General features: G+C 72.7%; 15 protein-coding genes. 8 read left to right on the top strand and 7 right to left on the bottom strand.

Going from position 1 to position 25756, the window contains the following annotated elements; genetic code table 11:
* Positions 1–5: 5 nt before the first annotated feature.
* From ACF09C_RS07235 to ACF09C_RS07220, 4 genes are all read right to left on the bottom strand, one after another.
* Positions 6–440, bottom strand: a complete 435-nt coding sequence (locus ACF09C_RS07235; RefSeq protein WP_215071982.1) for a roadblock/LC7 domain-containing protein — start codon at positions 438–440, stop codon at positions 6–8.
* A gap of 7 nt (positions 441–447) precedes the next feature.
* Complete coding sequence (locus ACF09C_RS07230) at positions 448–2301, bottom strand: sensor histidine kinase (protein WP_392089669.1); 1854 nt, start codon at positions 2299–2301, stop codon at positions 448–450.
* Between the two features lie 429 nt (positions 2302–2730).
* Complete coding sequence (locus ACF09C_RS07225) at positions 2731–12243, bottom strand: hypothetical protein (protein ID WP_392089667.1); 9513 nt, start codon at positions 12241–12243, stop codon at positions 2731–2733.
* Between the two features lie 113 nt (positions 12244–12356).
* Entirely contained in the window at positions 12357–14885 is a 2529-nt protein-coding gene (locus ACF09C_RS07220) for a CHAT domain-containing protein (RefSeq protein WP_392089665.1), read from the bottom strand.
* Positions 14886–15309: 424 nt separating this feature from the next.
* Between ACF09C_RS07220 and ACF09C_RS07215 the strand changes: the two genes are divergently transcribed.
* Together ACF09C_RS07215 and ACF09C_RS07210 are read left to right on the top strand one after the other, a co-directional pair.
* Entirely contained in the window at positions 15310–15738 is a 429-nt protein-coding gene (locus ACF09C_RS07215) for a hypothetical protein (RefSeq protein ID WP_392089663.1), read from the top strand.
* A gap of 42 nt (positions 15739–15780) precedes the next feature.
* Positions 15781–16440 (top strand): DUF6338 family protein, encoded by a 660-nt coding sequence (locus ACF09C_RS07210; protein WP_392089660.1) that lies wholly within the window; start codon positions 15781–15783, stop codon positions 16438–16440.
* A 54-nt stretch (positions 16441–16494) separates the two neighbouring features.
* Here the strand turns inward: ACF09C_RS07210 and ACF09C_RS07205 are convergent, their stop codons facing one another.
* Complete coding sequence (locus ACF09C_RS07205) at positions 16495–17724, bottom strand: MBL fold metallo-hydrolase (RefSeq protein WP_392089658.1); 1230 nt, start codon at positions 17722–17724, stop codon at positions 16495–16497.
* Positions 17725–17855: 131 nt separating this feature from the next.
* Between ACF09C_RS07205 and ACF09C_RS07200 the strand changes: the two genes are divergently transcribed.
* Positions 17856–19034, top strand: coding sequence for a Glu/Leu/Phe/Val dehydrogenase dimerization domain-containing protein (locus ACF09C_RS07200; protein ID WP_392089655.1), 1179 nt, complete (start codon positions 17856–17858; stop codon positions 19032–19034).
* Between the two features lie 87 nt (positions 19035–19121).
* On the top strand, positions 19122–19748 hold the full coding sequence (locus ACF09C_RS07195; RefSeq protein ID WP_392089653.1) for a TetR/AcrR family transcriptional regulator: 627 nt from the start codon (positions 19122–19124) through the stop codon (positions 19746–19748).
* A 49-nt stretch (positions 19749–19797) separates the two neighbouring features.
* On the opposite strand, the gene ACF09C_RS07190 is transcribed toward ACF09C_RS07195, so the two are convergent.
* Together ACF09C_RS07190 and ACF09C_RS07185 are read right to left on the bottom strand one after the other, a co-directional pair.
* Complete coding sequence (locus ACF09C_RS07190) at positions 19798–20844, bottom strand: DUF6745 domain-containing protein (RefSeq protein WP_392089651.1); 1047 nt, start codon at positions 20842–20844, stop codon at positions 19798–19800.
* Between the two features lie 40 nt (positions 20845–20884).
* On the bottom strand, positions 20885–21211 hold the full coding sequence (locus ACF09C_RS07185) for a hypothetical protein (RefSeq protein ID WP_362409552.1): 327 nt from the start codon (positions 21209–21211) through the stop codon (positions 20885–20887).
* Between the two features lie 174 nt (positions 21212–21385).
* On the opposite strand from ACF09C_RS07185, the gene ACF09C_RS07180 reads away from it, so the two are divergent.
* The 4 genes from ACF09C_RS07180 to ACF09C_RS07165 are packed head-to-tail and all read left to right on the top strand — an operon-like array spanning position 21386 to position 25747.
* On the top strand, positions 21386–22348 hold the full coding sequence (locus tag ACF09C_RS07180; protein ID WP_392089650.1) for an STM4015 family protein: 963 nt from the start codon (positions 21386–21388) through the stop codon (positions 22346–22348).
* A complete protein-coding gene (locus tag ACF09C_RS07175) occupies positions 22345–23544 on the top strand; it encodes an STM4014 family protein (protein ID WP_392089648.1) in 1200 nt (399 codons plus the stop codon). The genes ACF09C_RS07180 and ACF09C_RS07175 overlap by 4 nt, the downstream gene beginning before the upstream one ends.
* Positions 23545–23564: 20 nt before the next feature.
* Complete coding sequence (locus ACF09C_RS07170; RefSeq protein WP_392090281.1) at positions 23565–24419, top strand: STM4013/SEN3800 family hydrolase; 855 nt, start codon at positions 23565–23567, stop codon at positions 24417–24419.
* Entirely contained in the window at positions 24416–25747 is a 1332-nt protein-coding gene (locus ACF09C_RS07165) for an STM4012 family radical SAM protein (protein WP_392089645.1), read from the top strand. The genes ACF09C_RS07170 and ACF09C_RS07165 overlap by 4 nt, the downstream gene beginning before the upstream one ends.
* Positions 25748–25756 lie beyond the last annotated feature (9 nt).

Below are 25756 nucleotides of genomic sequence, written 5' to 3'. Positions count from 1 at the left end.
CGCGCTCACTGTCCCGTGCTGCCCGCCGCGCCCGCCGCCTGTCTGGCGGGAGTGACGAGATACGGCCGTACGCTCTTGACCAGCATCGCCATCTCGTATCCGAGGACGGCGGCGTCCGCCTCACGCCCGGCGAGGACCGCCAGACATGTGCCGGAACCGGCGGTGGAGACGAACAGCAGCGTCGAGTCCAGCTCGACCACCACCTGTCGCACCTCACCCCCGTCGCCGAACCGGGCGCCCGCGCTGCGGCCGAGCGAGTACAGCCCGGAGGCCAGCGCGGCCATGTGGTCGGCGGCGTCCGTGTCGAGGCCGTGGACCGACTTGACCAGGCCGTCGGAGGAGAGCAGGACCGCGTTCCGCGTGTACGGGACCCGCTGGACCAGACCGCTCAGCAGCCAGTCGAGATCCGAGGAATGGCCGTTCGGCACATTGCTCGCCATGGTGCATCTACTCCTTGTGCGCGTCACCGGGACGCGGCGGTTCTTGGGGGGAGGGCTGGGATTCCGCGAGTCCGATGCCGCGCTGGAACGCGGCCATCAGACCCGGGTCGTGCAGGGCGTGCTCCTCGGGCCTGCGCGCCACCGGCTCGTCGCGCAGCTGCGGGACGAGGTGCTCCTGGGCACGCCGCTTGGGAAGCAGCGGGCGGCCCGGGGGCTGGGCGCGCTCCATGGTCTCCGCCTGCTGCAGGGGGATCGCGGGGGCGGAGGTGGTGTACGTGAGCGGTCGGTGCGGGGGTTCGGCCGAAGCGTGCTCGACCCCGGGGGCCGCGGCCCGTACGGGCGCGGGTGGGTGCGTGGCGGGCACCGTCCCGTGGGTGTGAACGGGCGGGGCGGCCGGTGCCGGAGCGGTGGGGACCCCGTGGACGGCCGGGGGCGGGACGGCCTGCGGCCGGTGCGGAACGTGCGGCGCCCGGGGTGCCTGTGGGACCTGAGGCGGCTGGTGTGGCTGCCGGCCCTGCGGGACCTGAGGGGACTGCTGCGCCTGCTGCACCTGCGGGGCCTGGGGAACCTGCTGGATCTGGGCCGTCTGGTTCGCGCTGCGCGCGAGGCCTTCGGGGTCGGCCCCCAGGAGGCCCTGGGGCAGCACGAGGACGGCCTGGACTCCGCCGTAGATGTTGGACTGGAGCCGTACCGCGATGCCGTGACGGCGGGCGAGCGCGGAGACGACGAAGAGTCCGATACGGCCGTCCTGGAGAAGGTGGGCCACGTTCACCTGGTCGGGGTCGGCGAGGAGCGCGTTCATCTTGTTCTGCTCGGTGACCGGCATGCCCAGGCCGCGGTCCTCGACCTCGATGGCGAGGCCGGCGGTGACGTACTGGGCGCGCAGCAGCACCGTGGTGTGCGGCGCGGAGAACACCGTCGCGTTCTCGACGAGTTCGGCGAGCAGGTGGATGACGTCGGCCACGGCATGGCCCCGGAGCGTACCGTCGATCGGCGGCACCAGTTTCACGCGCGGGTACTGCTCGACCTCCGCGATGGAGGAGCGCAGTACCTCGGTCATGGTGACCGGATTCGACCACTGGCGGCGGGAGATGGCGCCACCGAGCACGGCGAGGTTCTCCGCGTGGCGGCGGATGCGGGTGGCCAGGTGGTCGACGTGGAACAGGCCCTTGAGCAGCTCGGGGTCCTCGACCTCGTTCTCCAGCTCGTCGAGCAGCTGGATCTCGCGGTGCACGAGGGACTGGAGACGACGGGCGAGGTTGACGAAGACCTCGACCTTCTGTTCGTTGCCGACGCTGCTGGAGAGCCTGGAGGCCTGCACCACGGCGGCCACTGCCGCCTCGTGCGAGCGGTTCAGCTCCTGTGCGAGCAGGTCGAACTCGTCTCCGGAGGCCACCGTGGGCAGCGTGACCGGACGCTCCGGGGCACCCTCACCCCTGCGCAACTGTTCGACGACCGTACGCAGTTCGCTCTGGGCGCGCGCGCTGGAGCGGCGCAGGGCGTTGCAGCGGTCGAGGACGGACTTGGCCGCCCGGTCGGCGCCGAGCGCCGCTGCGGTGATGGAGGCGACCGTGAGGGCCGCGGCACCCGTCAGCGCGGCCCAGAGGCCGGGAGTGGGGCTCGCTCCGGTGGACCGGAGCGTGAAGAGGACGGCGGCGGCGCCACCGAGTGCGACCGCGACGGCGGGAAGCACGGAGGTGCGCAGGAGTTGGGGGCGTATGCGGGCTTCCGTCGGGAGCGGCGCGGTGTGCTGCGCGGGTGGGGGGGCTCCCGCACCGGAAGCGGAACGGGCGCCTGACCGGCCGTGCCGCCCGCCCTCACGGCGTTCGGACCGCGCGGCGGGTGCGCGAAGTTGAGACATGAGTGTCCTTGGTACGTGCCCAGGATGCGGCGTACGACGGGGGTGTCTTACGTGGGTCTGACGAGGCTACCGATGATCACCAACCACCCACTGTAGACGTCAACCGTTCATGTGCGGTGCGCAGTTGGCAAACTTACCCGTAGACGGGACCCACTCTGGTATCAGCCTTCGCACGACAGGCCGAGAAGGTGTGGCCGGAACTCGACAAGGGTGGCGGGAGCACGGAACGGAGGGGAAGGGCGACGTCCGCACAACCCCCCGTTCGGCGGAATCCAGCCGTGACCGGAATCGCGCCCTGCCCACTCGTACGGAGATCCGAACACCCTCGGGCCCGGGTCGCGTGCCGCCCCCGCACACGACCCGCCGACCCCCGCCGCCGTTCGCATTCACATTCGCGTTCGCATTCCGCGCTCATCTACGGCCGTGGACTCAGTGGACTTGTTCGACGCCCTCCTCAAGGACCATGCGAGCGAGGCGAAGCTGGGTTTCGGACGAGGTTGCGGCGTGGGCGAGGAGCGGGATGGGGACGCTGAGGGTCTTGCGCAGCGAGATCCACAACAGGTTTCGCTGCCCCGCGGTGAGTTCGGACTGCGCCGTGGCCTCGCCCTCGGGCGGGTGCAAAGCCCTGCCCAGAGCCGCGAGCGAGGACAGCACCATGGCGCCTTCCGTCAGATCCTCTCCGGGCGGAAGTTCCCCCACGGCCGCGAGCACGGCCCGAGCGACGGGCGCGTCGGGGTGCGCGCCGGCCCTGCCATCGGTCTGACCGAGCAGACCGTTCCCGAAGGCTCGGGCCTCGGCAAGCTGCTTGTCGGTCATCTCGGCGGAGAACTGGAGGACCCTGAGGCGCGCGTCGGCCTGGAGCCGCTCGTGCGATGCCCACGTTCTCACCAGCGGCTCCACGTGGAGGGAGCGGGTGGCACGCAGCCCCAGATGGTGCGCGAGCAGAACCGCTCCCTGGGCGTGCAGCGCGCTGCCGCGACCGTGCCGCTCCATCATCAGAAGGGCGGCCAGGGTGTCCGTCAGTTCCAGATCCGGACACGTCCCTGGCGTCTCCGGATCCGGCCGGAGGTGGTACGCGGCCTCGCCGTGGTCCGTCAGCCACCGCCGCAGTTCCTGCCGGGCCTCGGGCGAAAGCGGCATGTCAGGTGCCTGGGACAGAAGTACCGCGGTGGACACGAGCGGTGTGTCGGCGTAGCGCGTGGCGAGGGAAGTCTGTTCAGCCGCGACGGTGGTCGCCGAAACCTGGGCGAGGCGCTTCGGAAGGTCCACCCTGAGGCGGCGGGCACCGACCCGCACGACGTGGACCGCGCAGCGGCCCGGCTCGACGTCCATCCGCTCCACCTCGCAGTACAACAAGGTGTGTTGCTGCCCGCCGCCGCTCCCTCTGCGGCCCTTCTTCCTGTCGTTCGTCTCGTCGTACGCTTCGGGGCGCAGCTGCACGAGGACGCCGGTCGGCAGTACCCGGGCCACCGCCGCCCGGGGTCCCTTGCCCGCGGACTCGCGGTGGCCCGCCGCCTCGACGCGGATCCGGGAGCCCGGTCGCAGACCGAGCCGGGTGCGTTCCACCTCCCGTACGTCCACCACCGACACGGTGCCGTCCGGCATGCACCGCACCCGGAGGGATCGTCCATGGTCGACGAGTGCGGTGCGCAGCTCCCCGGCCGTGGGGTCGGGCAGCCACGATGCCCGCTCGGCGGGCAGCCAGTGCCAGCGGTGGTCCTGGTCGTCCTCCACGAGCAGCCCGTGCGGCGGCCCGTGAGGCGGAGCCAGCACCCCGCGAGGTGTCACGAGCGGTTCGTCCCGGAGGGCGGGGGCCCCGGACACCGACAGCCCGACGCGCAGCACCAGTCCGATGGTGGTCTCCCCGTCGGGAACGCCCGGCGCGTGCGTACGGCACCACAGCCGCCCACCCTGCGCGTCCTCGCCCTTGCGAGGCTGTACCGGATCGCTCAGGAACAGGGCCGCTTCGGTGGTCAACTCGTCGGGCAGCCCGGGGATCGTCTCGCTCGGAGAGAGCCGATGCAGGGCTCCGCCGCAGCGCACCAGGAGATCACCGTCGATCTCGATCAGTCCGGTGCAGAGCATGATCGCCCGGTCGTGCAGGGTCCCCTCGGGCTGGAGCCGTCGTGACACGGTGACGGATCGCTCCGACCAGCGCTCCACGGTCACCGGAAGAGAACCGAGCCTGCCCAGCACTGTGGCCGGCCGCCGGACGAGCAGGCTGCGCAGCCAGTCTCCGCCGGGCCATCCCTCGGGGGCTTCGCTCAGCTCGACACGCCGATGTTCCAGCCCGAGGAGGGTGGGAGCACCGTCCGGACCGAGGCCGAGCAGGGCGCAGTCACCGGCGGCCGGCCCCGTGTCGGGGGCGGCGACCAGTGTGTTGGTGGAGCAGTCCAGGACAGCCGCCGCGGCCGCGTGCAGCAAGCCGCCCGGGGCGAAGCAGGACGTGGCGTCGGACAGCGGATACCGGCAACGGAAGTGCCCCGCGCCCAGTTCGACTCCGTTCCCCTCGCTCACGGGGCGGACCGGCAGCCACACGCGGCGGTCGGCTGCGGCCGACCAAGCCGCCCGCGGGCCGGGGCGCCAGTCCAGCAGCCGGAGCTCCCGGGGCGCGGCGGAAGCGCCTTGGACCACATCGAGGCGCACTTGGTCGCCAGGGCCGAAGCGATCCCAGGCGAGGTCGGCCAAGGGGTGTCCGTGAGGTCCCGTGACCAGGTGGCCGCTCACCTCGACGACGCGGCCGGGGGCGAGTTCGAGCCACAGACCGTAGGCGGTCCCCGAGGCGTACCGGGCCGGGCCGGCCACGGTGTACCAGGCAGGACCGACAGGTCTCACCGCCTCCGTCAGTGCGGTCGGAGGAAGGGCGAAGTTCCTCAGCAGCCCTTCGCGCCGGTAGCGCAGTGTCCAGTCGCCGTTGTCGTCGACGTCGAAGAACGAGGGGGCCTGCCACCGGGCGCGGCGCGTGGCACCGGTCTCCAGGTCGTCGTAGCGGCGTCCGTCCCTGCACCGCGCGGCGATGTCCTCCGCGGTGCCGTCGGCGAAGCTGAGCCGGGACCAGGGGATCGGCCCCTCCTCCGGCGCGCCCGTCGCGCCGAGCGGCACGGGCCGCATGAACGGCGTCGTGCCCCGGGTGTCGACCCTCGCGGCCCGCACGCCGCTGGGACTGGAGGCCACTGTCTCCCCTGCCCCGGCACGGTGGGGCGCGAGACGAGCGATCTGAGGGAGATCGGACCGTCGCAGACGGTTTGTCAACTGCGTGGCCGCTCTGACGGACAGAGCGGGCAGACCGTCGGCGCGGAGGGATTCCCCGGTGTCGTTCCGTCCGCCCCCCGTCTTCCCGACGAGCGCGGCACGCCCTCGCCCGCCACCGGGCAGGTAGTCGCGGTCCGCTCGCTGGGCCAGCCCGACGTGCAGGCCTCTTCCGGCGCGCGCGGAGAGCCGGACCACGGCACCCACTCCCACTCTGCTCGCGTGCTTGCGGGACTCCTCGGGCAGTTCGAAGACGACGCCAGGTACGACCTCGACCTTGCTCCCCTGGGAGTCCGCGACCACGGCGAGCAGTGAGCCTCCGGCGTGCCGCACCGCGCTGACCAGCGCCCCTGCCTCCCTCGGAGGGACGGAGGTGAGCCGCCCCAGCCAGCTGCCGGGCGTCTCGCCCTGTCGTACCTCGACCAGGAAGACGGCGCCCTCGTACCCGAGTCCCGCCCCGTCGTCCACGCCGGCGGAACGCGTCTCGTCGTAGATCCGGTCGAGGAGGTTCGGCCGCACGGAGAAGTCGGGCGCGTCCACGCGCACGGCCAGGTCCGTGCCATCGGCCTGCCGTACCGAGTCAGGCAGCCTCAGGGTGAGGTACGTGCCGTCGGCATCGCGCGCGATACCGACGGCGACCATGAAGATCTGGTCGCCGGAGTCTCCCGCGCCGACGAAACCGGGCTCCTCGTAGCGGAAGGTGCGCCTCTTGCCCTCGCTTCTCTCGTACTCGCGCTGGTCGAAGCGGGCCAGCACGCTCAGTTCCGTCGCCGCGGCGCTGTCGCCCAGCAGCCGCAGCACCTTCTCCTGGTCGGCTCTGGTGAGGTGGGCGGCGATCGGCGCGTCCTGGAACGACTCCTCGGCCCGAGTGCCGTAGCGCGGCGTCAGCCGGACCCGCCTGACTCGGACGACGCCCGTGCGGGGGTCGGCGAAGAGGGTGATCTGGTGAACGAGACGGTCGTCGCGTGCCTCGCCGTAGACCCGGGTACCCGACTGGATACGAATGTCGTCCCTGCGGAAATCCAGCGTGACGCCTGAGGAGCCGGACGCCGGGTGGACCCGCACGGCCGCCAGTCGGTCCCCGTGGTAGAGCGGGAAGGGCTCGCCGCAGGGCCGGCCACCGCAGGTGAGTTCCGCCGCGCGCAGCAGGACCGTGTGTCCGCGTCCCCACTCGAAGAGGTACCGCGTCTCACCACCCTGCCGGTCGGCCTTCACGTAGTGCAGATGGCTCAGGCGATAGGTACGCCCGCCCCGCGCGGACGCCGTCTCGGCCAGGTACTGGGCGAATCCGGCGGCGTCCAGGGACGGCACCTGAGCGCTCGAAGCCATGAGGACGCCGTCCTCCACGACGATCCGCGCCCTGACGTCCTCGTGGGGATAGCGGACGGCCCTGACCAGGGGAGCGTCACCCGGGAGCAGGGGGATGGCGTGCCCGGCCACATGCAGCATGCCGTTCCGGATCTCACCACTCTCGGTGCGGGGTCTGCCTTCCTCGAACGCCAGGCGCCAGAGATCCTCCCGGGTACGCGGTCGGGGCGAGGTGTTCCGAGGAGCGGACCGGGTGCCGGCGCTCACGTCGAAGCATCGGCGGAACCCGATGAGGCCCGTGCCTCCCGCCCCTTCCGCGGGCCGGCCGTCGGAGGTGAGGACGAAGTACGCACCGGTCACCACCGCCTTGCCGGTGACGGCGCTCTTTCCGGTCACATGGACGGGCAGGGTGCCCACCACGTGGGAGGCGCCGAGCCGGGCGAGGACGAAGGAGAGGGACACCTCGCCGGCCCCGACGGAGCGCGCACCAAGTGCGGTGTGCACGGTGATCCGGGCGGCGCGGGAAGGCCGGGCCGGGGGCGGGGCCATGAGCACGTCGCCCGCGTGCCCCCGGGTGTACAGCGCGAGATCCGGGTGTCCCGGGCGCCGGACGAGGGCCTGGAACCGCCATGGATCCCCAGGCTCCGTCGGCGCCTCACTGAGCTGGTAGAGCGGGGTGCCGGACACCTGGCGGGGGGTGAAGAGCCAGCCGTCCTGCGCGCGCGTTCCGCGAAAAGTGGTGCCGATGTCGGTCACCTCTGTCAGGAAGGCCGTGGCGGGCAGCGTGCAGAGCTGCGGCTGCTCCCCCGGTGATCGCAGCCAGACGCCGTACGAGGCGATGGCCCCATCGGCGGGACCTGCCAGTCGGACGACGACACCCTCGGCTTCGCCGAGCGGAAACGCGTCCTCCCCGGCGCGGGCAGCCAGCTCCTTCTCGGGGAGGGGCACCACGTCCCGGTCGGGCCGTGCCGGCGCGGGGCCGACCCACTCGACCTTGACCATGAGCCCGGCGACCTGTGTCTCCTCCAGGACGAGCCCGGAACGGTCCAGCCGGACGGGGAATCCGGCACCCGCACGGGCCGGGATCGTCGGACCGCGCGAGCCGGAACGGCCCAGCGACCGGACGGGGAACACATCATCGCGCTCGACACGCCAGAACTCGTCGAAGCGCGCTCCGGTGGGGGGACGGTCCGCGTCCTCGACGAACTCGACCCGCACCAGGTCCCCGGTCACCGTCGCGGCCCGGGCAGCCCGTTCGTCCCAGGGCCGTGGCCGGAACACCCGTTCCGTGCCCTCGCCTTCCTCGAGTCCCGTGACGACCACCGAGGACGGGAATCCCGCACCCGCGGGATAGCCGGTGACGTCGTCGACCCGGACCCGCCAGAGGGGGGTCGTACCGGGGGCCTGAGTGTCACCGTGCTCACCGCTGTCGATCGTGGCCCGCCACGGCCGGGACTCCGGCTCGTCGAAGAGGCCCAGCCAGTCCGGGTTGCGGGTGTCCCGGCAGGTGCCCAGGGCGAGGCCCGGCCAGCGCGCCTGTGCTCCCTCCGGCGGGTCCTGGAGCAGCGTCAGCCGTCGATCGGCGCCCCCGCCCAGCGCCACGTAGACGAGCATCCCGGGTACGGGTGCCGGCTCCTGCTCCGCGGCCTGTGCCTCGTCGAGGCCGGCCGCGTGCGCCCCGCGCCTCGGCGGGACGAGTGCGGTCGCGAGTGCTTCGGGGTCCTGCCAGTCGTCGGCCCGCAGCAGGTAGGTCCGGCCGGCGACGGTCGAGAAGCGCCGCGTGCCGTGCTGTCCCCAGCCGTCCGGTTCTCCCTCACCCGCGTAGACCAGCACCCCGGCGGGCCGGTCCTCCGGTGTCCGGTAGGGAAGGTCGTTCGCGACGAGTTCCGTCAGCGAGCGGTCGACGGGCAGCCAGCACCCCGTGGCGGTGTCCCGTCGGGCGAGGGTCTCCGAGGGCACGTGAGAGGAAGGGACCGTGCGTCCGGGGACCATCTGCGAGAGGTCGGGTTCCCAGCGCGCGGCGGCGACGGGATCGCCGTGGAGCACGTCGCCGGCGACCCCGTCCACCACGACCCGCGGCCGACCGGCGTCGTACGTCACCCGGGCGGCGCGCACTTCGCCGTCCACCGGGTCGGCGCGGCCGGTGGGCACGGCCGTGTCGCCTCGCGCCTGCCGCCAGATCTGGTCCCCTTCGTCCCACAGCACGTGGACCACGCAGGGGTCGCCGACCCGGAGCCGCCCGCGGTCCTCCGCGGTCACCGGTGATCCACCGCCCCAGTTGATCTGCACGCCGCCGAGCGCGTCGTCACGCGCGGCGACCATGCCGAGCACCGGACGCTGCACCGGGTTCACCCGCCAGGCGGCGAGGAGGTCGCGGCGTTCGCTCGGGGAGAGCGGGACGAGGTCGGTGGGCCGGTCGGCGGCCTGTCCGGCCGGCGTGGGGCGCAGTCTCCACGGCGCGAGGCCGTGCCACGGCTCCCCGGTCCGGTGCCGTAGGCCCTTCGAGACGACGAGCCGGGGATCCGACTGCGCGTCTCCGGGCTGCTGTTCGGGGCTCAGCGCGTGCTGCTCCCACGCCCGGACGAAGACCTGCCCCAAGGTCTGCCCCGGGTCGGACGTCAGGCTGATGTCGGCCGAGGCGGCGACGAAGGCGCGCACCTCGGCGTCGATCTGGGCGCGGGCCCGGCGTTGCTCGATGACCTGCCACGGGCCGGTCGTCGGCTCGAGCGTACGGTCCGCGTGCCATTGACGTCGCCGGACGGCTTCCACAGCCCGCTTGCGCAATCGGTTCATGCCTTCGGCCGGAAGCGGATTCACGGATTGCGGCCCGGGTCTCAACGCCTCTTCGGAGAGCAGTAATTGGTAGTAGCGCGGGGCTTCCGCGCTGAAGGCGACGATGTTGTCGACGACGCGCTCCAGCACGCCCGTGACCCGGTCCTGGGCATCGACGCCGTGGTCGGGGGTGCGGAACATCTCCAGGGCCACCCTGCGGATGCCCCGGCCGAGGTGCTTGCGATGGGTGATGGCGTCCATCATCCGCCGCCAGGAACTGAACCACTCCTCACTCTCGGGAACGTCGGCCAGGCTGTCCGCCTCCAGCAGCGCGGCCAGCCGCAGCGTCTGCAGCGTCAGCGGGCTGGCACCCATCGTCACCAGGAACCCGTCGAACGTCTCCCGGCTGCGCCCCCAGTGCTGCGGGTCGTACGGATCGGGCACGAGTTCGGCGATGGCCTCCTGGTACTTCCGCCACTGCTGTACGGGGTAACGGTCGGCCACCAGCAGGGTCTCCGGGATGAGTCCCGGCCGTGCCGTTCTGTTGTTCCTTTCGGAAATCTCTCTCCTGTGCCGGTAGTTGGCGAGCAACTGCTCCAGCCGGGAGGGCGTCATCCAGTCCCGGTCGATCTCGTCGCGGGCCGCCGGTACGAGGTCCAGGGAGAAGTCCCCGGCGAGCGACATCAGGAAGGGCGTGCTGGAGGTGTACGTGCGCGGCGCGGTGGAGCCCTTCTCCTCCGCCTTCTTCAGATTCTTGGCGTCCTCGTGCCGGTCCAGGGGGAGAAGCCGCCCGACAGCTGCCGTCAATACCCGGCGCGCCGGGGGGACACCACCGTCGAACCAGCCGACCCCGTTCCTTCCGTCGTCGCCGTCGCGTCGGGCACCGGACGCGGAATCGTTGATCCAGTCCCGCGCGGCGTTGAGAGCGGGGCGCGAGAACAAGCGGTTCCACTGCCCTTCGTCGAGGGTTCCGCCGGTGTCGCCGGGACCGCCCACGAGAAAGTCAGCGAACCGCGACGCCGGGATCTCGGGGTACAGGCCGCGGCCGGCACGTCCCACGGTGAGATGGGCGTGCTGGACCAGAGCCGCCAGAGGCGGTCGGACCGTGAGGTTCTTGGGATACGACTCGGTGCGCAGCGCATCGAGGAAGTGGCGGTGGCGCGGATCGGTGAACACATCCTTGGCGTGGAACAGGAAAGCCACGGCGGGGTCTGTCAGTGACGACCGGGAGTCCGGGGCCTCTGCCTCGCGCAGAAGCCGTACCGCCACCGGGGCCAGCGCCGTCATACGCAGCACGTCGAGATCGTCCCACCCGTCGTACCACGTGTCCTCTTCGTGACGGGCCAGCGAGAAGCGGTTGTGGCCCCGCCACACCCATGGCGAGCAGACCGCGTACGGCGGGACGCCGTCCGGATCGTCGCGTCCGGTGACCTGGGGTTCCGCTCTCCGGGGGAACCCTCCCCTGGTCATGGTGCCGATCCACTCGACCGCCGTCTGCCGCTCCGAGTCGGTCGCCAGCATGGACGCGAGGACTGCGAGCTCGCCCTGAGGCAGGGTCCGCTTCTGGTGCTTCGCGGGTGCGCCCCACCATCGCGCCGCCGACTCCAAGGCCCGCACCGGATCGTGTTCGGCAAAGGCCTCCCACAGGGAGAGTTGCCACAGTGCGGTGGTCACCCGCTCGGGAGCGATGCGGTCGGACTCGCAGCCCAGCCGGGCGAGCACCTCACCACGTGTCGAGCGCCTCGCTCGGGCACCGCCTCCTCTTCCGGCCCAGCTCCGAAGGAGCAGTCCGGTGCCCAACTCGTTCTCGAACCGTTCCGCCAGGGCCTCCGGGTCCGGGGGGTTCCAGACCTCCCGGTCGGTGGTGCCCAGGACGTCCTGCTCCGCCGAGGAAGGGGGGAACCACGACCGGGCGAGCGCTGCCAGGAGATCGGGTTCGAGGTCTGCCGAGCCCCTGCCCGCCCGCTGGAGCACCCCGCGCACCATGTCGCCCATCTCCTCGTGGGAGGAGGCGAGTGCCGCGTCGACCGCGAGCAGCAGGGGCAGTCGGCCCAGCCGGTTCGCCAAGGCCTGGGTGACGACGTCCGGGCGGTCCTGGTCCACGCAGAGCGCGGCGACGTCCGCCGCTCCTTCGGGGACGGCTGCCACCAGGAGAGTCAGCGCGAGGGTTTCCCGGACGGTGGCGCCGGGATCCTGGTAGGGGACGGCTTCCGTCGCGGCGGCCGCTCGAGGCCGGCAGCCTCGCAGCACCTCCTCGACCCGTTCGACGAAGCCCCGTTCACGGGAGGCGGCCAGGGCTTCCTTGAGCAGCCCGCCCAGCGCCTGTCTGGCTTCCGGCTCGGCGGGGGCGGCCCACTCGGCGAGTCCGTCGCAGAGTCTGGCGGCGGCGGACAGTGCGTCGGGGCCGAAGTCCGCGCGTCGGGGCGCCGTGAGGACGTGCACGAGGCCGTGCAGACGCAGGGCGGGCTCGCACTCCACCAGTTTCTCGACGGCGGCGGCCAGATGGTCCGGGCGACTCTTCTTCGAGCGCAGGATCTCGACGATGTCCAGATAGTCGGCGCTCTGTCGGATGGTGAGACCAAGGCAGGAACAGAAGTACCAGGCGGCGAGCACGGGCTCTCCTTGCGTTGCGGTACGGGGCTGCGACGGAGGGGCGGACTGGAAGGGTGCACGTGGGGTGAGCGCGGGCAAGGGCCGTGTCCGGTCCTCTGACCGCCGAGGACCGGTCAGGCGCCGGGTGCGAAGGGAGGGTGCGGGGTGAGGAGCGCACGGCGCAGTCCCTCGGCGGAACGGAGCATATGGCCGTCCGCTTCGGACCGTTCCGGGTGGAAGCCGACGGCCCGCCGCATCCACTCCGCGGGTTCCTCGCTGAGCAGTCGGACCGACGTCGCGTCCAGCGGGCGCGACGTGAGGGCGGCCCAGCCGGCCGGAGAGAGCCGTCCTCCGGGAGCCAGGTCATCGATCGGTACGGACCGGCCGACCCCGGATCGCAGAGCGGTCGCCGCGGCGGTGTAGGTGCCGAGGCCGAGCAGGAACTCCCGGTCGGCCCTACTGCGGGCGTCCGTGTCCGGTCCTTCAGGGGCGAACCTCAGGTAGCTGAGGACCTGGCCCAGGTCCGGGTGGACCAGCTCGTCCCAGTCCGCCGACGGCACGGCACGCGCGGGGTCGCCCCCGCGTCGGAGGAGGCCGAGTGCCACACAGGTCACGACCGGTTCGGGGAACAGGTCGGGCGGCAGCCGACCGGGGTCGATCGGACGGATGCCCTCGGTGGGTGGCCCCGCGGACGTGGGAAGCCCTTCCGCGGCCTCCAGCCAGACGGCCAGGTGTTCCTCCCTGGTGGCCGCGGCGGCCAGGGACGCGTGACGCGTGTCGTCGTCCGTCGACCGGGCCAGAAGGCTGATCCGCGCCTCTACGTCAGGACGGGTGTCCGTCCTGAACAACCTGGCGAGGAACCGCAGGTCGTGCAGGGGACTGGGAGTCATCGCGGCGGCCTTCTCGAGGAGGTGCCGGGCCTTCTCCCGTCGCTGCTCGGCCTCGCTCCGTCGTCCGTGTTCACGGCCGTAGCCCAGCAGCAGTGCGGATGCCTCGTCGCCGACGGACTCCTGGGACTCCTGGACGACACCGCCGACCTCTCGCGCCGGCTCAGAGGGCTCCTGCCACGCGGCGTCCCCCCACCGCACGCGGGTCATCACCGCCGGCGCGATGCCCGAGCCGTCGTCACGAGGGGGCAGCAGCCGACCCGCCGCTTCAGCGGCACTCAGCAGGGCCGTCTCCTCGTTCTCCCGCAAGGCTTCCTCGCCCTGCGGGCCCAGTTGGACGATCAGCGCGGCGCCGGGCAGCAGCGAACCGATCGCTTCCGCCAGTTCGGCCGCCCGGCGCAGGTGGCCGGCGGCGAGTCCCTGCCGCTTCTCGGTGTCCGGGCCGTGAACCGGCACCGCGCAGCGCACCACGAACCCCATCGCGGAACCAGGCGGATCCCACGCGAGACGAGTCGTCCAACCATGGCTGTGCGTCACCCTGGCCCTGAGCGCCTCCAGCGACCGAGGTGTCTCGACGTCCTCGCACCACACCTCGTACCACCCCCGCCTCGGCAACAGAGCGTCCGCCTTCGTCCTCTGCCCCAGGGCGGGCCGGTCATCGGACCGCCGGGTCGCCCTCCACAGCGCTCCTTCCTCCAGACTCCTGAGTTCACCGAGGAGATCTGCTCCTGAGCGGTCGGCCAGCACCCCGCGGAACGGTCCCCGGTCGAGCCCCCACAGCACATCGAGACGGCACGGACCGCTGTCGCACGTGAGTCGCTCAGCGCTGCCCGGAGCTTCCGGCACGACCGGGAACGCCTTGAGCGCGCGCGGACCCGCCTCGTGTTCCGACGGTCGTCGCCGGACCACGACCGCCGGCTCCTTGCCGGAGGTGTACAGCACGGGGAGCCACGCACCCGACGGCACCCTGCGCCGGGCCCACGCGAGCGCGTTGTCGACGGAGCCGTGCTCAGCGAGCCCGTGCACGAACTCCCGAGTGAGTTCGGCCGCGGTGTTCTCCGTGACCAGCCCTCGCATGCCGATGACCCACGGCACTCCGCCCTTCACGAGGGTCGCGGCGACACTCGCCCAGCCCTCTGCCGCGGCCGGGGAGCCCGCCGCCGGCTCGGTGGCCGTGTGGCAGGCGACGAGTACGGCGACCTGCACGCCCGCTTCCCGGAGCAGTTCGGCGAGTTCCCCCGCGGGCATCAGAGTCGGGGCCTCCCGGCCCTTGTGCCCGGCCAGCACGATCCCCTCCGGGGTCCCGTGACCACCGAAGCAGAACACCGAGGTGGGTGAGCCGAGTTCGGCGCGTAGCTCGTCAGCGCTGATCGGATCCCTGGGAGGCATGACCTCCAGTCCCAGATCCGCAAGCCTTCTGCCCGCATCCTTGAGCTTTCCCACGGAGCGGTGCCCCAGAGGGTCCGGGTCCCGGACCGGCAGGCCGAAATGTCCTTGCGGGTCGGACAGATCAAGGGCGGTACTCAGGAGCACCGCCCCGGCAGGCCGGTCCACCGGCGCCCTTCCGACCTGGACGAGGGGCCGGCGTACGACGGAGACCCGCGGCAGGAGGAACAGGTACTCCCTTTCCTCGACCGCGCCCCGGCCCCCGGTACGGACGCACGTGATCTCCCAGGGAACCGCGGCCAGTTCGGGGCTGTCCGTCTCGATGCACAACCGGACCCCGGGCCCGTCGTTCGCGGTACCGGCGAGGGCGCGGCGGAAGAGGTCCCCCACGGATTTGGGAAGCAGCTTCGTCCCAATGTCGAACGCCAGACCGTCGTCCCTGGACCCACGGTGGAGGAAATCCCTGCCGAGCTGCTGGGCTGCGGCGAGCGAGATAGACACCGACACCCGAACTCGCTGCGTGCAGACGTCGAACCAGACCTTGCCCGCCTCGCTCCGTGTCTGCTCGAGGCGTATGGCGAAGTCCTGGTACTCACCGGGTAAACCGTCCCCGACCAATCGCGCTCCTCTGCCCGGGCATCGCGCCTGGTGAGGCCTCCGGACAGTCGGATCCAGTCGCGTTCTCGCCTTCCACGTTACGTGTGATGAACGATTTGTGCCCCCGAAAACATGGAAAAGGCGGTCAACTCGACAGCTGTCGCTGGCAGGATGGCCAGTCGGCCGTGCCCCAGCTCCTCCGGAGGTGTCAGCACCTGTGCGAACCAGCCGTTCCGATGTTCCCGGTCCGTTCTCTCCCGGCCCTCCGCGGACCTTCGCCGACGCGCGAGTCCGGGCAGCGGCCCGAAGCTCCGGCTGGCAACACCTGGCCGAGTCGACCCGAGCCGCGCTGGCCGAGTTCTACGACAGGTCGACCGACGTGGACGACCATGACTTCGACGAGCAACTCGGGGAACTTCTCGAAGCCCACGAGGACCTCCAGGACCTGGTGCATCAGATCGAGTTGAGCGACGACACGGGGAGCGACCCGAGGGGGGTCGACATGCCGACCGAGGAGGATCCAGGCCCTGCCGGGCTCCCGGATCCGTTCGCCACGCCTGACGCGCAGCTCCTGCGGCAGCCGCAACAGGGCGGCGACGGGCAGGCTGCCGGAAACGGCGGCGCCTCCCCCAACGGGACGAACTGACGAGCCGACGACGTACGACAGAGGGGCCAGGTGCCAGCGGAGATGCCGACCACTTTTGTCGCGCTCGTCGTCCTGCTTTTCTCAGCCGCACCCGGATACGTCTACGTCCGTATCGTCGAGGCGCGTCTGCCCCGGCGTCGGCGAAGCCCTCTGCTGGAACTCGTGGACCTGGTCTGCGTGGGAGCCGTGGGCAGTGCCGCAGGGGCGTTGACGGCTCTGCTGCTGGCCCGGCACTGGTCGGCTCTGCTGCCGCTCGAAGGACTGCTCACGGGCACCCCGTACCTGAGCAGCCACCCCTGGCAGGCCATCTCCTCCGGCGCCCTCGCGCTGGCGGTGGGCGTGGTCTGCGCGGCAGCGGGCGGACTGGCCCTGGCCCGGCACCGCGGTACGACGGCCCGGCACACCCCGTACTCCCCGATGCGCAGAGCCGTCGAACTCACCGCGCCGGGACACTCCCTCTGGCTTGCCGTCCAGTTGACGGACGGGCGGCTCTGGGAGGGAAAGCTCCTGAGTCTGGACGGCGAGCACGAGCGTCTCGGTGAGGGCGACCTCGTACTCCAGTGGCCGCTCGCGGTGACCCAGCCCGGGAAGGGCAGGTTCCACCACCCCGCGCGTTTCGTGGTCATACCCGGCGCGCAGATCGTCGTCGCGTACGGAACCGACCTCGCGCCCCCGCCCGCCTCCTCCCCTACACCGCCGTAGGACGGACACACCCTCCGTCCTCCCGCGCCGGACGCACGCCGGCCGGCTTCGCCGTCACCGATCACCTGCGAGATCGAGATCGCGCCCGGGGGCCTCGGCAGGAGCTTCGACCGCTGGGGGACGGCGCCACGGGTGCGCGATGGGGTGGGAGACCGGACGCCACCACGGGGCGGTCGGGAGGGGGCCGGCGGGCTCGAACGGCTCGCCGGGGCGGGGGGCGGCCACGGCCTGGCCCACGTCCTCGGCGGCCTCACCCGTCCACTCCCCCGGCTCCGCCCAGGGGTGGAAGGCCAGGTTGAAGGTGCCCCAGTGGATCGGCAGGAGCACGCCGTGCGGGCGGCCACCCTGGAGGTCCAGGTGGGCCTGGACGCCCTCGGCGGGGGTCATGTGGATGTCCGGCCAGTACTCGCTGTACGCGCCGATCTGGATCATGGTCGCGTCGAAGGGGCCGTGCGCGGCGCCGATCTCCGCGAAGCCCGGGAAGTAACCGGTGTCGCCGCTGTGGTAGACCCGGTGCTCGGGGCCGGCGACGACCCAGGACGCCCAGAGGGTGTGCTGGGTGTTGCGCAGGCCCCGGCCGCAGAAGTGGCGGGCGGGGGTCGCGGTCAGGCGCAGGTCGCCGATCTCGGTGGACTCGTTCCAGTCGAGCTCGCGCAGCCGGGAGGCCGGCACTCCCCAGCGCTCCAGGTGGGCACCGACGCCGAGCGGGACCGCGAACACGGTGTCCGTGCCGGCCAGCGCCTTGATCGTGGGCAGGTCGAGGTGGTCGTAGTGGTCGTGGGAGATCACGACGACGTCGACCGGGCCGAGCGCGGCGAGCGGCAGCGGCACCGGGTGCAGCCGCTTGGGGCCGGCGAAGGCGAAGGGCGAGCAGCGGTCGCCCCAGACCGGGTCGAAGAGGACCCGGTGGCCGTCGATCTCCGCGAGGACGCTGGAGTGCCCCATCCAGGTGATCCGGAGGCCCGAGACCGGGGGCTTGGCGAGGTCGGCCACGGTGGTGGCGTGCACGGGGATGGTGCCGGTGGGGGCCCGGCGCGCCCGGGCCTCCTTCTGGAAGTAGATCTTCGCGAACTCGGCGGTGGAGCCGGACGGCCTGTGCCGGGCTGCCACGGGGTTCTGGAAGACGCCGTCCGCGAAGTTCGGCGAACGGCGGATGCGCTCGAGGCGCTCCCCCTCGGGATCGGCGCCGAAGGCCTCGGGGCGCAGGGCGCGCAGCCTGGCCCGCAGCGAATGGTCGGAGCCGGTGCCGGTCACGGGACCTCCTGATGGTCGGGGTCGTTCCATTATGGTCGGCCCGCGCCGTTCCCGGCCGGAGTATGCGCGATACTGAACGCTCATTCAGTAGCGCCCCCTGCCTCACCAGCACTCCCACCGCAGTCCCACCAACATCCTCGCCGCACCCTCGGAGATCGCCCATGACCACCGCCCCGCTGATCTCACTGACCTGGTCGGACCCTGTCACCGGCCGGCAGGGGCATCTGGTGATCGACCGGCTGGTACGGGGTGTGTGCAGCGGCGGGCTGCGCATGCGGGCGGGCTGCACAGCGGCGGAGGTGGCCGGGCTCGCGCGCGGGATGACCATGAAGGAAGCCCTGCACTACGACCCGAAGAGCCGGTACGTCCCCCTGGGCGGCGCCAAGGGCGGCATCGACTGCGATCCCCGCTCGCCCGAGGCGTACGGCGTCCTGGTCCGTTATCTGCGGGCGATGCGCCCCTACGTCGAATGCTTCTGGACCACCGGTGAGGACCTCGGCCTGACCCAGGACGTGGTCGACAGGGCGGCGGCCGAGGCGGGACTCGTCTCCTCGATCCAGGCCGTCTACCCGCTCCTGGACGACGAGGCGCGGGCTCGGCGCAGGCTCGCGGACGCGTTCGCGGCCGAGGTGGACGGGATCGGCCTCGACGAGCTCGCGGGTGGCTGCGGGGTCGCCGAGTCGGTCCTGGTGGCCATGGAGCGGGCGGGCAGGCCGTACGCCGGTACGCGGGTCTCCGTGCAGGGCTTCGGGACCATGGGCGGCGCCACCGCACGTTTCCTGGCCAGGGCCGGGCTCACGGTCGTGGCGGTGGCGGACGTACGGGGCACGATGGCCAACCCGGACGGGCTCGACGTCGAGGCACTCCTCGCCGCGCGCGACGCGCACGGCACCGTGGACCGCGCCGCGCTGCGGTCCGGGGACCGGGAGGAGCCCGGCGACGCCTGGCTCGGGGTCGACGCGGAGGTGCTCGTCCCGGCCGCCGTCTCGTACGCGATCGACACCCGGAACCAGTCGGGGATCACCGCACGCTGGATCGTCGAGGCGGCCAACATGCCCGTCCTCCCCGACGCGGAGGCACTTCTCGCCGCGCGCGGAATCACGGTCCTGCCGGACGTCGTGGTGAACTCCGCCACCAACGCCTGGTGGTGGTGGACCCTCTTCGGCGACATCGGCGCCGACCCGGACGAGGCCTTCGCCCACATCCGCACGGCCATGCGCGCCCTCGTCGGCCGGATGCTCGACCGGGCGGAGGCGGACGGCTCCACGCCGCGCGCCGCGGCCCACGCGCTGGTCGAGGAGCGGCTGCCGGAGATCGCGGAGAGGTACGGCTGGTACTGATCCAAAGCAGGTCGAACCCAGCGGAACCGTCCCGACCAGCCAGAAAGACGATCATGCCCTTGGCATGGTCTGTGTAGGCTGACCGGCGTGACGAGAGTGCGGTTGAGCGTGGCGGAACGGCGGGACGAGCTGCTCCGCGCCGCCGTCACGCAGATCGAGGAGCGGGGTGTGGCGGCCGTCCGGATCGCCGATGTCGCCAGCGCCCTCGGGGTCAGCAACGCGCTCGTGCTCTACCACTTCTCGACCAAGGAGAAGCTCGTCGCGGAGGCGTTCGCGTACGCCGCCGAGGCCGATCTCGCGCATCTGCGCCGGCTGCTGGGACGCCGGACCACCGCCCTGCGCCGCCTCCGGGCGGCCGTCCGGTGGTACGCGCCGACCGGGCAGGCCAAGGGCTGGCGGCTCTGGATCGAGGGCTGGGCGGCCTGCCTTCGGGAGCCGGCGCTCCGCGAGGTCGCCGGGGCGCTCGACCAACAGTGGAAGTCGGCCCTGACCCGCGTGATCGCGGAGGGCGCGGCGGCCGGCGAGTTCCCGTGCGCCGATCCGGCGGCCGCCGCCTGGCGGCTGACGGCCTTCCTGGACGGTCTTGCGGTGCAGATGACGTCGTATGCCGGGTCGCTCTCGCGCGCCGCCATGCTGGAGTGGGCCGACGCGGCCCTGGCCCGGGAACTCGGGCTGCCGTCGCTGGACGCGCCGGCACCCCCGCCGCCGGCGTAGGCCGCACCCGCACCCGGGCGCGCCCCGGCCACCACGCGTCCCCGACCGCTCAGGTCTGGACGAGCGGCTCGTACGCCGCCTCCGCGAGCCCGAAGGTCCAGGCGACACCCTCGCGGGCGGTCCGCGTCCGGGGCGGCACCCTCAGCCAGTACGTACGGAAGGTCCCGTCCGGCTCGGGCGTCGCGTTGACCACCTCGACCATGACCACGTCCTCGTCGTCCACGAGCTCGATCCGCCAGAGCACTCCGGTCTCGTCCCGGGCCACCGGCTGCGCGCCCGACTCGGCGAGATAGCGCTCGTAGCCGTAGAACTCCAGCATCACGCGGCGCAGTTCGGCGTTGTCCTCGGAGCGTATGCGCTCCGGGGTGAGCCCACCGAGACCGGCGAGGAACTCCGCCGGCACGGCCATGCCCCGCCAGGCGTGCAAGGCGAAACCGTCGCCGTAGGCAAGGGCCGGGCCGTCGCCCCGGTCCAGCCGGCCGGCCTCGTCCCGGTGCAGCTCGACGGGCCGTTCGCAGACCACGGCGACCTTCTCGTACGGCCACCACCAGCCCGCGTTCTCGGCGACCGCCGTGAGTCCCGCGAGGCGCTCGCCCCGGCCGTCGAAGGCCGCGAGCCAGGCCGCGTCGTGCTGGCCCAGGACCGCGTCGAGCAGCACGAGCCGCACGGCGGCGGCGTGCTCGGCGGCGCCGTCCGTCGCGGCGCCGCCGTCGGACCCGCCGCCGCCCGCCTCGTCCACCACCGCCGCCCGTATCCGGTCGGCCAGGGCCCTCGTGGAGTCCCAGAGCGGCGCGCCGGTGCTCGACCACAGCGCCGTCCAGCCCCGGGGGCCGAGTTCGTCATGGACCCTGCGGCGCTCCTCCGCCCAGGGCCGGGTGCGGACCTCTTCCCGCACCGAGGCGCCCGCGTCGGTCAGTTCGCGCACGAGCGCGACCGCCGCCCGGGGCGAGGCCGCCCACACGATCCGCTCCGGCGCCGCGAGCCCGGCCGTGGCGTACGCGAGCCGCACGCCAGCCTCCGCCGCCGCCCGGTCCGCCGCTCCGGTCGCCGCCGCGACGGCCCGCCACTTGTCCACCGTCGTCGCTGTCTCGTTCATCGTTCCCCTGTCGGTGTCGTTGTCCGCGTCGTTGTCCGTGTCAGTCCGCGACGATCCGGTACGCGCCCGGGGTGTACTCCCGCTGGCGCACCACGCGGTACCAGCCCTTCGGCAGCGGGATCGGGGCGTGCTCCTCGTGCACCACCCGTCCGCCCGTGGGCAGTTCGAGCAGGAACGGCCCGAACGGTCCGGGCTCGCGCACCAGGCGTCCGGGCCCCGGGATCGCGTGGGCGTGGCCGGTGACCTCGCCGAGCGCGAGGACCAGCCGGCCTCTGGCGTCTCTCGGCTCCCCCGCCGCGTCCTTGGCGTGCGCGGGCACCGCCGTCTCCTCGACGGGCACGATCAGCACGTCTCCCTGCCGGTACATGGCTCTCCCCTCCGTGGTGCGCACGGGCTGTGTCGACCACGCATTCGACGCTAGAGGCAGCCACTGACAACGGCCTTGCGACCGCCCCCGCACCACGCGTTGTCGGTGCGGGTTGGTACAACTGCTCGCGTCAGCAGATCAGCAGATCAACGCCGTCCGGTGTCTGGAGCATTCATGACCATCTCGGGAGACATGCAGGAGTTCCACGGCCTGCCCGTGTTCGAGTTCCCGGACCGTGACGCCGTCGTCGAGCTGCCGGACCCGGCCTCCGTGGCCTGGCGGGTCTCCGGCCCGACGTACTGCGACCCGGAGGACGAGCAGTGGGAGCAGGTCTTCACCCGGTTCCTCGCCGCCGTCGACAGCAGCCGGGTCCGCGCGCTGATCGTCGGCGGCTGGGACGAGGCGTACGACAGCTCGTCCGCGCCGATCGTCGCCGCACTCGTGGAAGCCGCCAGGGAGCGGCTCACCTCCCTGGAGGCGCTGTTCCTCGGGGACATGACCTTCGAGGACTGCGAGATCAGCTGGATCCAGCAGTCCGATGTGACGCCGCTCCTCGTCGCCTATCCCCGGCTGAAGGAGCTGGGGGTGCGCGGCGGCACGGCGCTCGCCTTCCCGGCCGTCCGCCACACCGAGCTGCGGACGCTCGTGGTGGAGACGGGCGGTCTGGGGGCCGACGTCGTGCGCGGCATCGTGGGCAGCGACCTACCCGCGCTCGAGAAGCTCGACCTCTGGCTCGGCACCGACGAGTACGGCGGCGACGCGACGCTCGACGACCTGGCGCCGGTGCTCGCCGGCACGGGCTTCCCCGCCCTGCGCGACCTCGCGTTGCGCAACAGCGTCCTTCAGGACGAGATCGCCGCCGCCGTCGCCGGCGCCCCGGTGGTCGCCCGGCTCGACCGCCTCGACCTCTCGATGGGCACGCTCACCGACGAGGGCGCCGAGGCGCTGCTCGTGGGGCAGCCGCTCACCCACCTCACGCGCCTCGACCTCTCCCACCACTACCTCAGCGAGAAGATGAGCGAGCGGATCGTCGACGCCCTCACCCCCTACGGGGTGACGGTCGACGTCGGCGACGCGCAGGAGGCCGAGGACGACGGGGACGGCGAGGTCTACCGGTACGTCGCGGTCGCCGAATGACCCCTTCCCTCGCGGGCGCCCACCCGCGCCTCGTCGTCGTCGGCAATCCGGGCAACCGCAGGGTCGCGTACTTCCGCGACGCCGTGCGGGCGGCCGGGTTGCCCGAGGCGCGGGTCGAGCCCTGGCTCGACGTCCTGCGGGGTGGGGGCCGGTTCCGGCCGGGCGAGACGGTCCGGCTGGAGTCGCCCGGCGAGGACCCGGACGTCGAGCGGCTGCTGCGCGGCACCGACGACCCGACCCGCGTCGAGGGAACGGCCCGCTGGTACGAGGCGTTCACGGCCGCCACGGCACGGCTCGCCCGGACCGTCGCCGACGCGGGGGCCGTCCTTGTCGACGACCCCGCCGAGCCGGCGGTGCTCTTCGACAAGCGTCTCGCCCACGCCCGGCTGCGCGCCGCCGGGGTCCCGGTGCCGGAATCGCCGACGTCCGGTACGGCCGGCCCGCCCGTACGGGACTGGGTGGACGTGCGCTCCCTCATGGCCGCAGCCGAGCTGCCGCGGGTCTTCGTGAAGCTCGCGCACGGCTCGTCCGCCTCGGGGGTCCTGGCCGTGGAGACGAACGGCGCCGGACGCGTCCAGGCCACCACCTCCGTGGAGCGGGCCCCGGACGGGCGGCTCTTCAACTCCCTCCGGGTGCGGCGCTACACGTCGGAGCGCGAGGTGGCGGCCATCGTGGACGCGCTCGCCCCCGACGGGCTGCACATCGAGCGGTGGCTGCCCAAGGCCGTGCAGCACGGGCGGGCGGCCGATCTGCGGGTGGTCGTGATCGACGGGCGCGCCACCCACGCCGTCGTGCGGACCAGCCGCTCCCCGATGACCAACCTCCATCTCGGCGGCGCCCGGGGCGATCTGGGCGCCGTGCGCGCGGCCGTCTCCGCGGCGGGCGGACGGTGGGCGGACGCGCTGGAGGTGTGCGAGCGGGCGGCCGACGCCTTCCCCGGCACCCGGTGCGTCGGGATCGACCTGCTGCCGGCCGTCGGCTGGCGGCGCTTCGCCATCGGCGAGGTCAACGCCTTCGGCGACCTCCTCCCGGGCCTCACCGGCCTGCCGGGCAGCGGAGCCGAGGGCATGGACACGTACGCCGCCCAGGTCGCCGCGCTGCTGCGCGGCGCCGACACCCGCACAGACAACCCCCGCACCAACTGCACCACAGGCACCAACCGCACCACCGGCACCACAGGAACGAGCACCACGTGAACCAGCAGCACGCACCCGACATGAACGAGATCGTGGGCAGCCACGACCTCCTCCTGGTCACGCTCGACACCCTCCGGTACGACGTGGCCGCCGAACTCGCCGCCGCGGGCCGCATCCCGAACCTGGCCCGGCACCTCCCCGGCGGCCACTGGGAGCGCCGGCACGCCCCCGGCAGCTTCACGTACGCCTCCCACCAGGCGATCTTCGCCGGATTCCTGCCGACCCCGGCCACTCCCGGTCCGCACCCCCGGCTCTTCGCCGCCCGGTTCGCGGGCAGCGAGACCACCGCCGACGGCACGTTCGTCCACGACACCCCCGACCTCGTCGCCGGGCTCGCCAAGGAGGGGTACCGCACGGCGTGCGTGGGCGGGGTCGGGTTCTTCAACGGGCAGGGCCCGCTCGGCTCCGTGCTGCCGGGGCTCTTCGACGAGAGCCACTGGGAGCCGGCCTTCGGCGTCGCCTCCCCCACGTCCTTCGCGTCCCAGGTGACCAGGGCCGAGGAGATCGTCTCCGCGCTCCCCGCCGAGCAACGGCTCTTCCTCTTCGTCAACGTCTCCGCGCTGCATCAGCCCAACTGGTTCCATCTGCCCGGCGCGACCCGGGAGTCCGGCGACACCCGCGCCTCGCACGCGGCGGCCCTGGAGTACGTGGACCGGCACATCGGCCGCCTCTTCGCCGCCATGAGCAGCCGCCGCCCGTGCTTCGCGATCGTCTGCTCGGACCACGGCACCGCGTACGGCGAGGACGGGTTCACCGGTCACCGGCTCGGCCACGAGGTCGTGTGGACCGTCCCGTACGCCCACTTCGTCCTCGACGGGCCCGACGGACCCGACCGCGACGGCCGCGACGGACTCGACGCGGAGGCCCACGCATGACCGAGTCGCCCCGGCCGTACGAGAGTTACGTCTACGCCTACCCGCACAAGACGGCGTACCGCCCGCTCGCCGACCCGACGCCCGACCTCGCCGCGCTCTGGCGGGACGAGCCGAAGGACGCGCTCTCCCTCTACGCCCACATACCGTTCTGCGAGGTCCGCTGCGGCTTCTGCAACCTCTTCACCCGGATCGGCGCCCCCGACGAACTGACGACCCGCTACCTCGACGCCCTCGACCGCCAGGCGACCACCGTGCGCGAGGCACTGGGCGACGCCGGGCCGGTCCGGTTCGCCACGGCGGCCTTCGGCGGCGGCACGCCCACCTTCCTCACCGCCGGCGAGCTGGAGCGGCTCTGCGACATCGCCGAGCAGCGCATGGGCGTGGACCTGCGCGCCGTCCCCCTCTCCGTGGAGACGTCCCCGTCGACCGCGACCGCCGACCGGCTCACGGTTCTCGCCGAGCGCGGGGCCACCCGGATCAGCATCGGGGTGCAGAGCTTCGTGGCTTCGGAGGCCCGGGCCGCCGTGCGTCCCCAGCGCCGCGCCGAGGTCGAGGAGGCGCTGGGCCGGATCCGCGCCAGCGGCGTCCCCGTCCTCAACATCGACCTGATCTACGGCATCGAGGGACAGACCGAGCGCAGCTGGACCCTCTCGCTCGACGCCGCCCTCGCCTGGCGGCCTGAGGAGCTCTATCTCTATCCGCTGTACGTCCGTCCCCTCACCGGCCTCGGCCGGCTCTCGGCGACCGCCGACCGGGAGTGGGACGAGCAGCGGCTGCGGCTCTACCGCCACGGCCGGGACCACCTGCTCGCCCGGGGATACGAGCAGGTGTCGATGCGCATGTTCCGGCGCACCGACGCCCCGCCGCAGGGCGCGGACGACTACGCCTGCCAGACCGACGGCATGATCGGTCTCGGCTGCGGGGCCCGCTCGTACACCTCGGCGCTGCACTACTCGTTCGACTACGCCGTCGAGATGCGGGAGATCCGGGCGATCATCGACGACTACACGGCGACGGAGGACTTCGGCCGGGCCCGGGTGGGCCGCCGGGTCGACGCGGACGAGGCGCGCCGACGCCATCTGCTGCAGTCGCTCCTGCAGGCCCGAGGCATGGCCACCGCCGAGTACGAGGAGCGGTTCGGCGCCTCGCCCTTCGCGGACTTCCTCGAGGAGCTGGGCCGGTTCGAGGCGCTGGGCTGGCTGGACCCGGCGGCGCCCGCCGGACTCCTTCGGCTCTCCACCGAGGGGCTCGCGCACTCGGACGCGCTGGGCCCGGCGCTCTTCTCCCCGGCCGTACGGGCGGCGATGGCCGCCTACGAGCCGAAGTAGGGACCGGTC

This window comes from Streptomyces sp. NPDC014870 (assembly GCF_043081505.1).
In the GTDB taxonomy this organism is placed as follows: domain Bacteria; phylum Actinomycetota; class Actinomycetes; order Streptomycetales; family Streptomycetaceae; genus Streptomyces.
The sequence above is the reverse complement of the archived record's forward strand: the minus strand, read 5'-3'. Positions and strand labels throughout refer to the sequence as shown.

Bases quoted from the DNA above. Each gene is read 5' to 3' on its own strand.
- ACF09C_RS07205 (WP_392089658.1), bottom strand. From the start codon at position 17,724: ATGGAACGACCCCGACCATCAGGAGGTCCCGTGACCGGCACCGGCTCC.
- ACF09C_RS07170 (WP_392090281.1), top strand. From the start codon at position 23,565: ATGAACGAGATCGTGGGCAGCCACGACCTCCTCCTGGTCACGCTCGAC.
- ACF09C_RS07200 (WP_392089655.1), top strand. From the start codon at position 17,856: ATGACCACCGCCCCGCTGATCTCACTGACCTGGTCGGACCCTGTCACC.
- ACF09C_RS07230 (WP_392089669.1), bottom strand. From the start codon at position 2,301: ATGTCTCAACTTCGCGCACCCGCCGCGCGGTCCGAACGCCGTGAGGGC.
- ACF09C_RS07210 (WP_392089660.1), top strand. From the start codon at position 15,781: ATGCCGACCACTTTTGTCGCGCTCGTCGTCCTGCTTTTCTCAGCCGCA.
- ACF09C_RS07190 (WP_392089651.1), bottom strand. From the start codon at position 20,844: ATGAACGAGACAGCGACGACGGTGGACAAGTGGCGGGCCGTCGCGGCG.
- ACF09C_RS07165 (WP_392089645.1), top strand. From the start codon at position 24,416: ATGACCGAGTCGCCCCGGCCGTACGAGAGTTACGTCTACGCCTACCCG.
- ACF09C_RS07185 (WP_362409552.1), bottom strand. From the start codon at position 21,211: ATGTACCGGCAGGGAGACGTGCTGATCGTGCCCGTCGAGGAGACGGCG.
- ACF09C_RS07235 (WP_215071982.1), bottom strand. From the start codon at position 440: ATGGCGAGCAATGTGCCGAACGGCCATTCCTCGGATCTCGACTGGCTG.
- ACF09C_RS07180 (WP_392089650.1), top strand. From the start codon at position 21,386: ATGACCATCTCGGGAGACATGCAGGAGTTCCACGGCCTGCCCGTGTTC.
- ACF09C_RS07175 (WP_392089648.1), top strand. From the start codon at position 22,345: ATGACCCCTTCCCTCGCGGGCGCCCACCCGCGCCTCGTCGTCGTCGGC.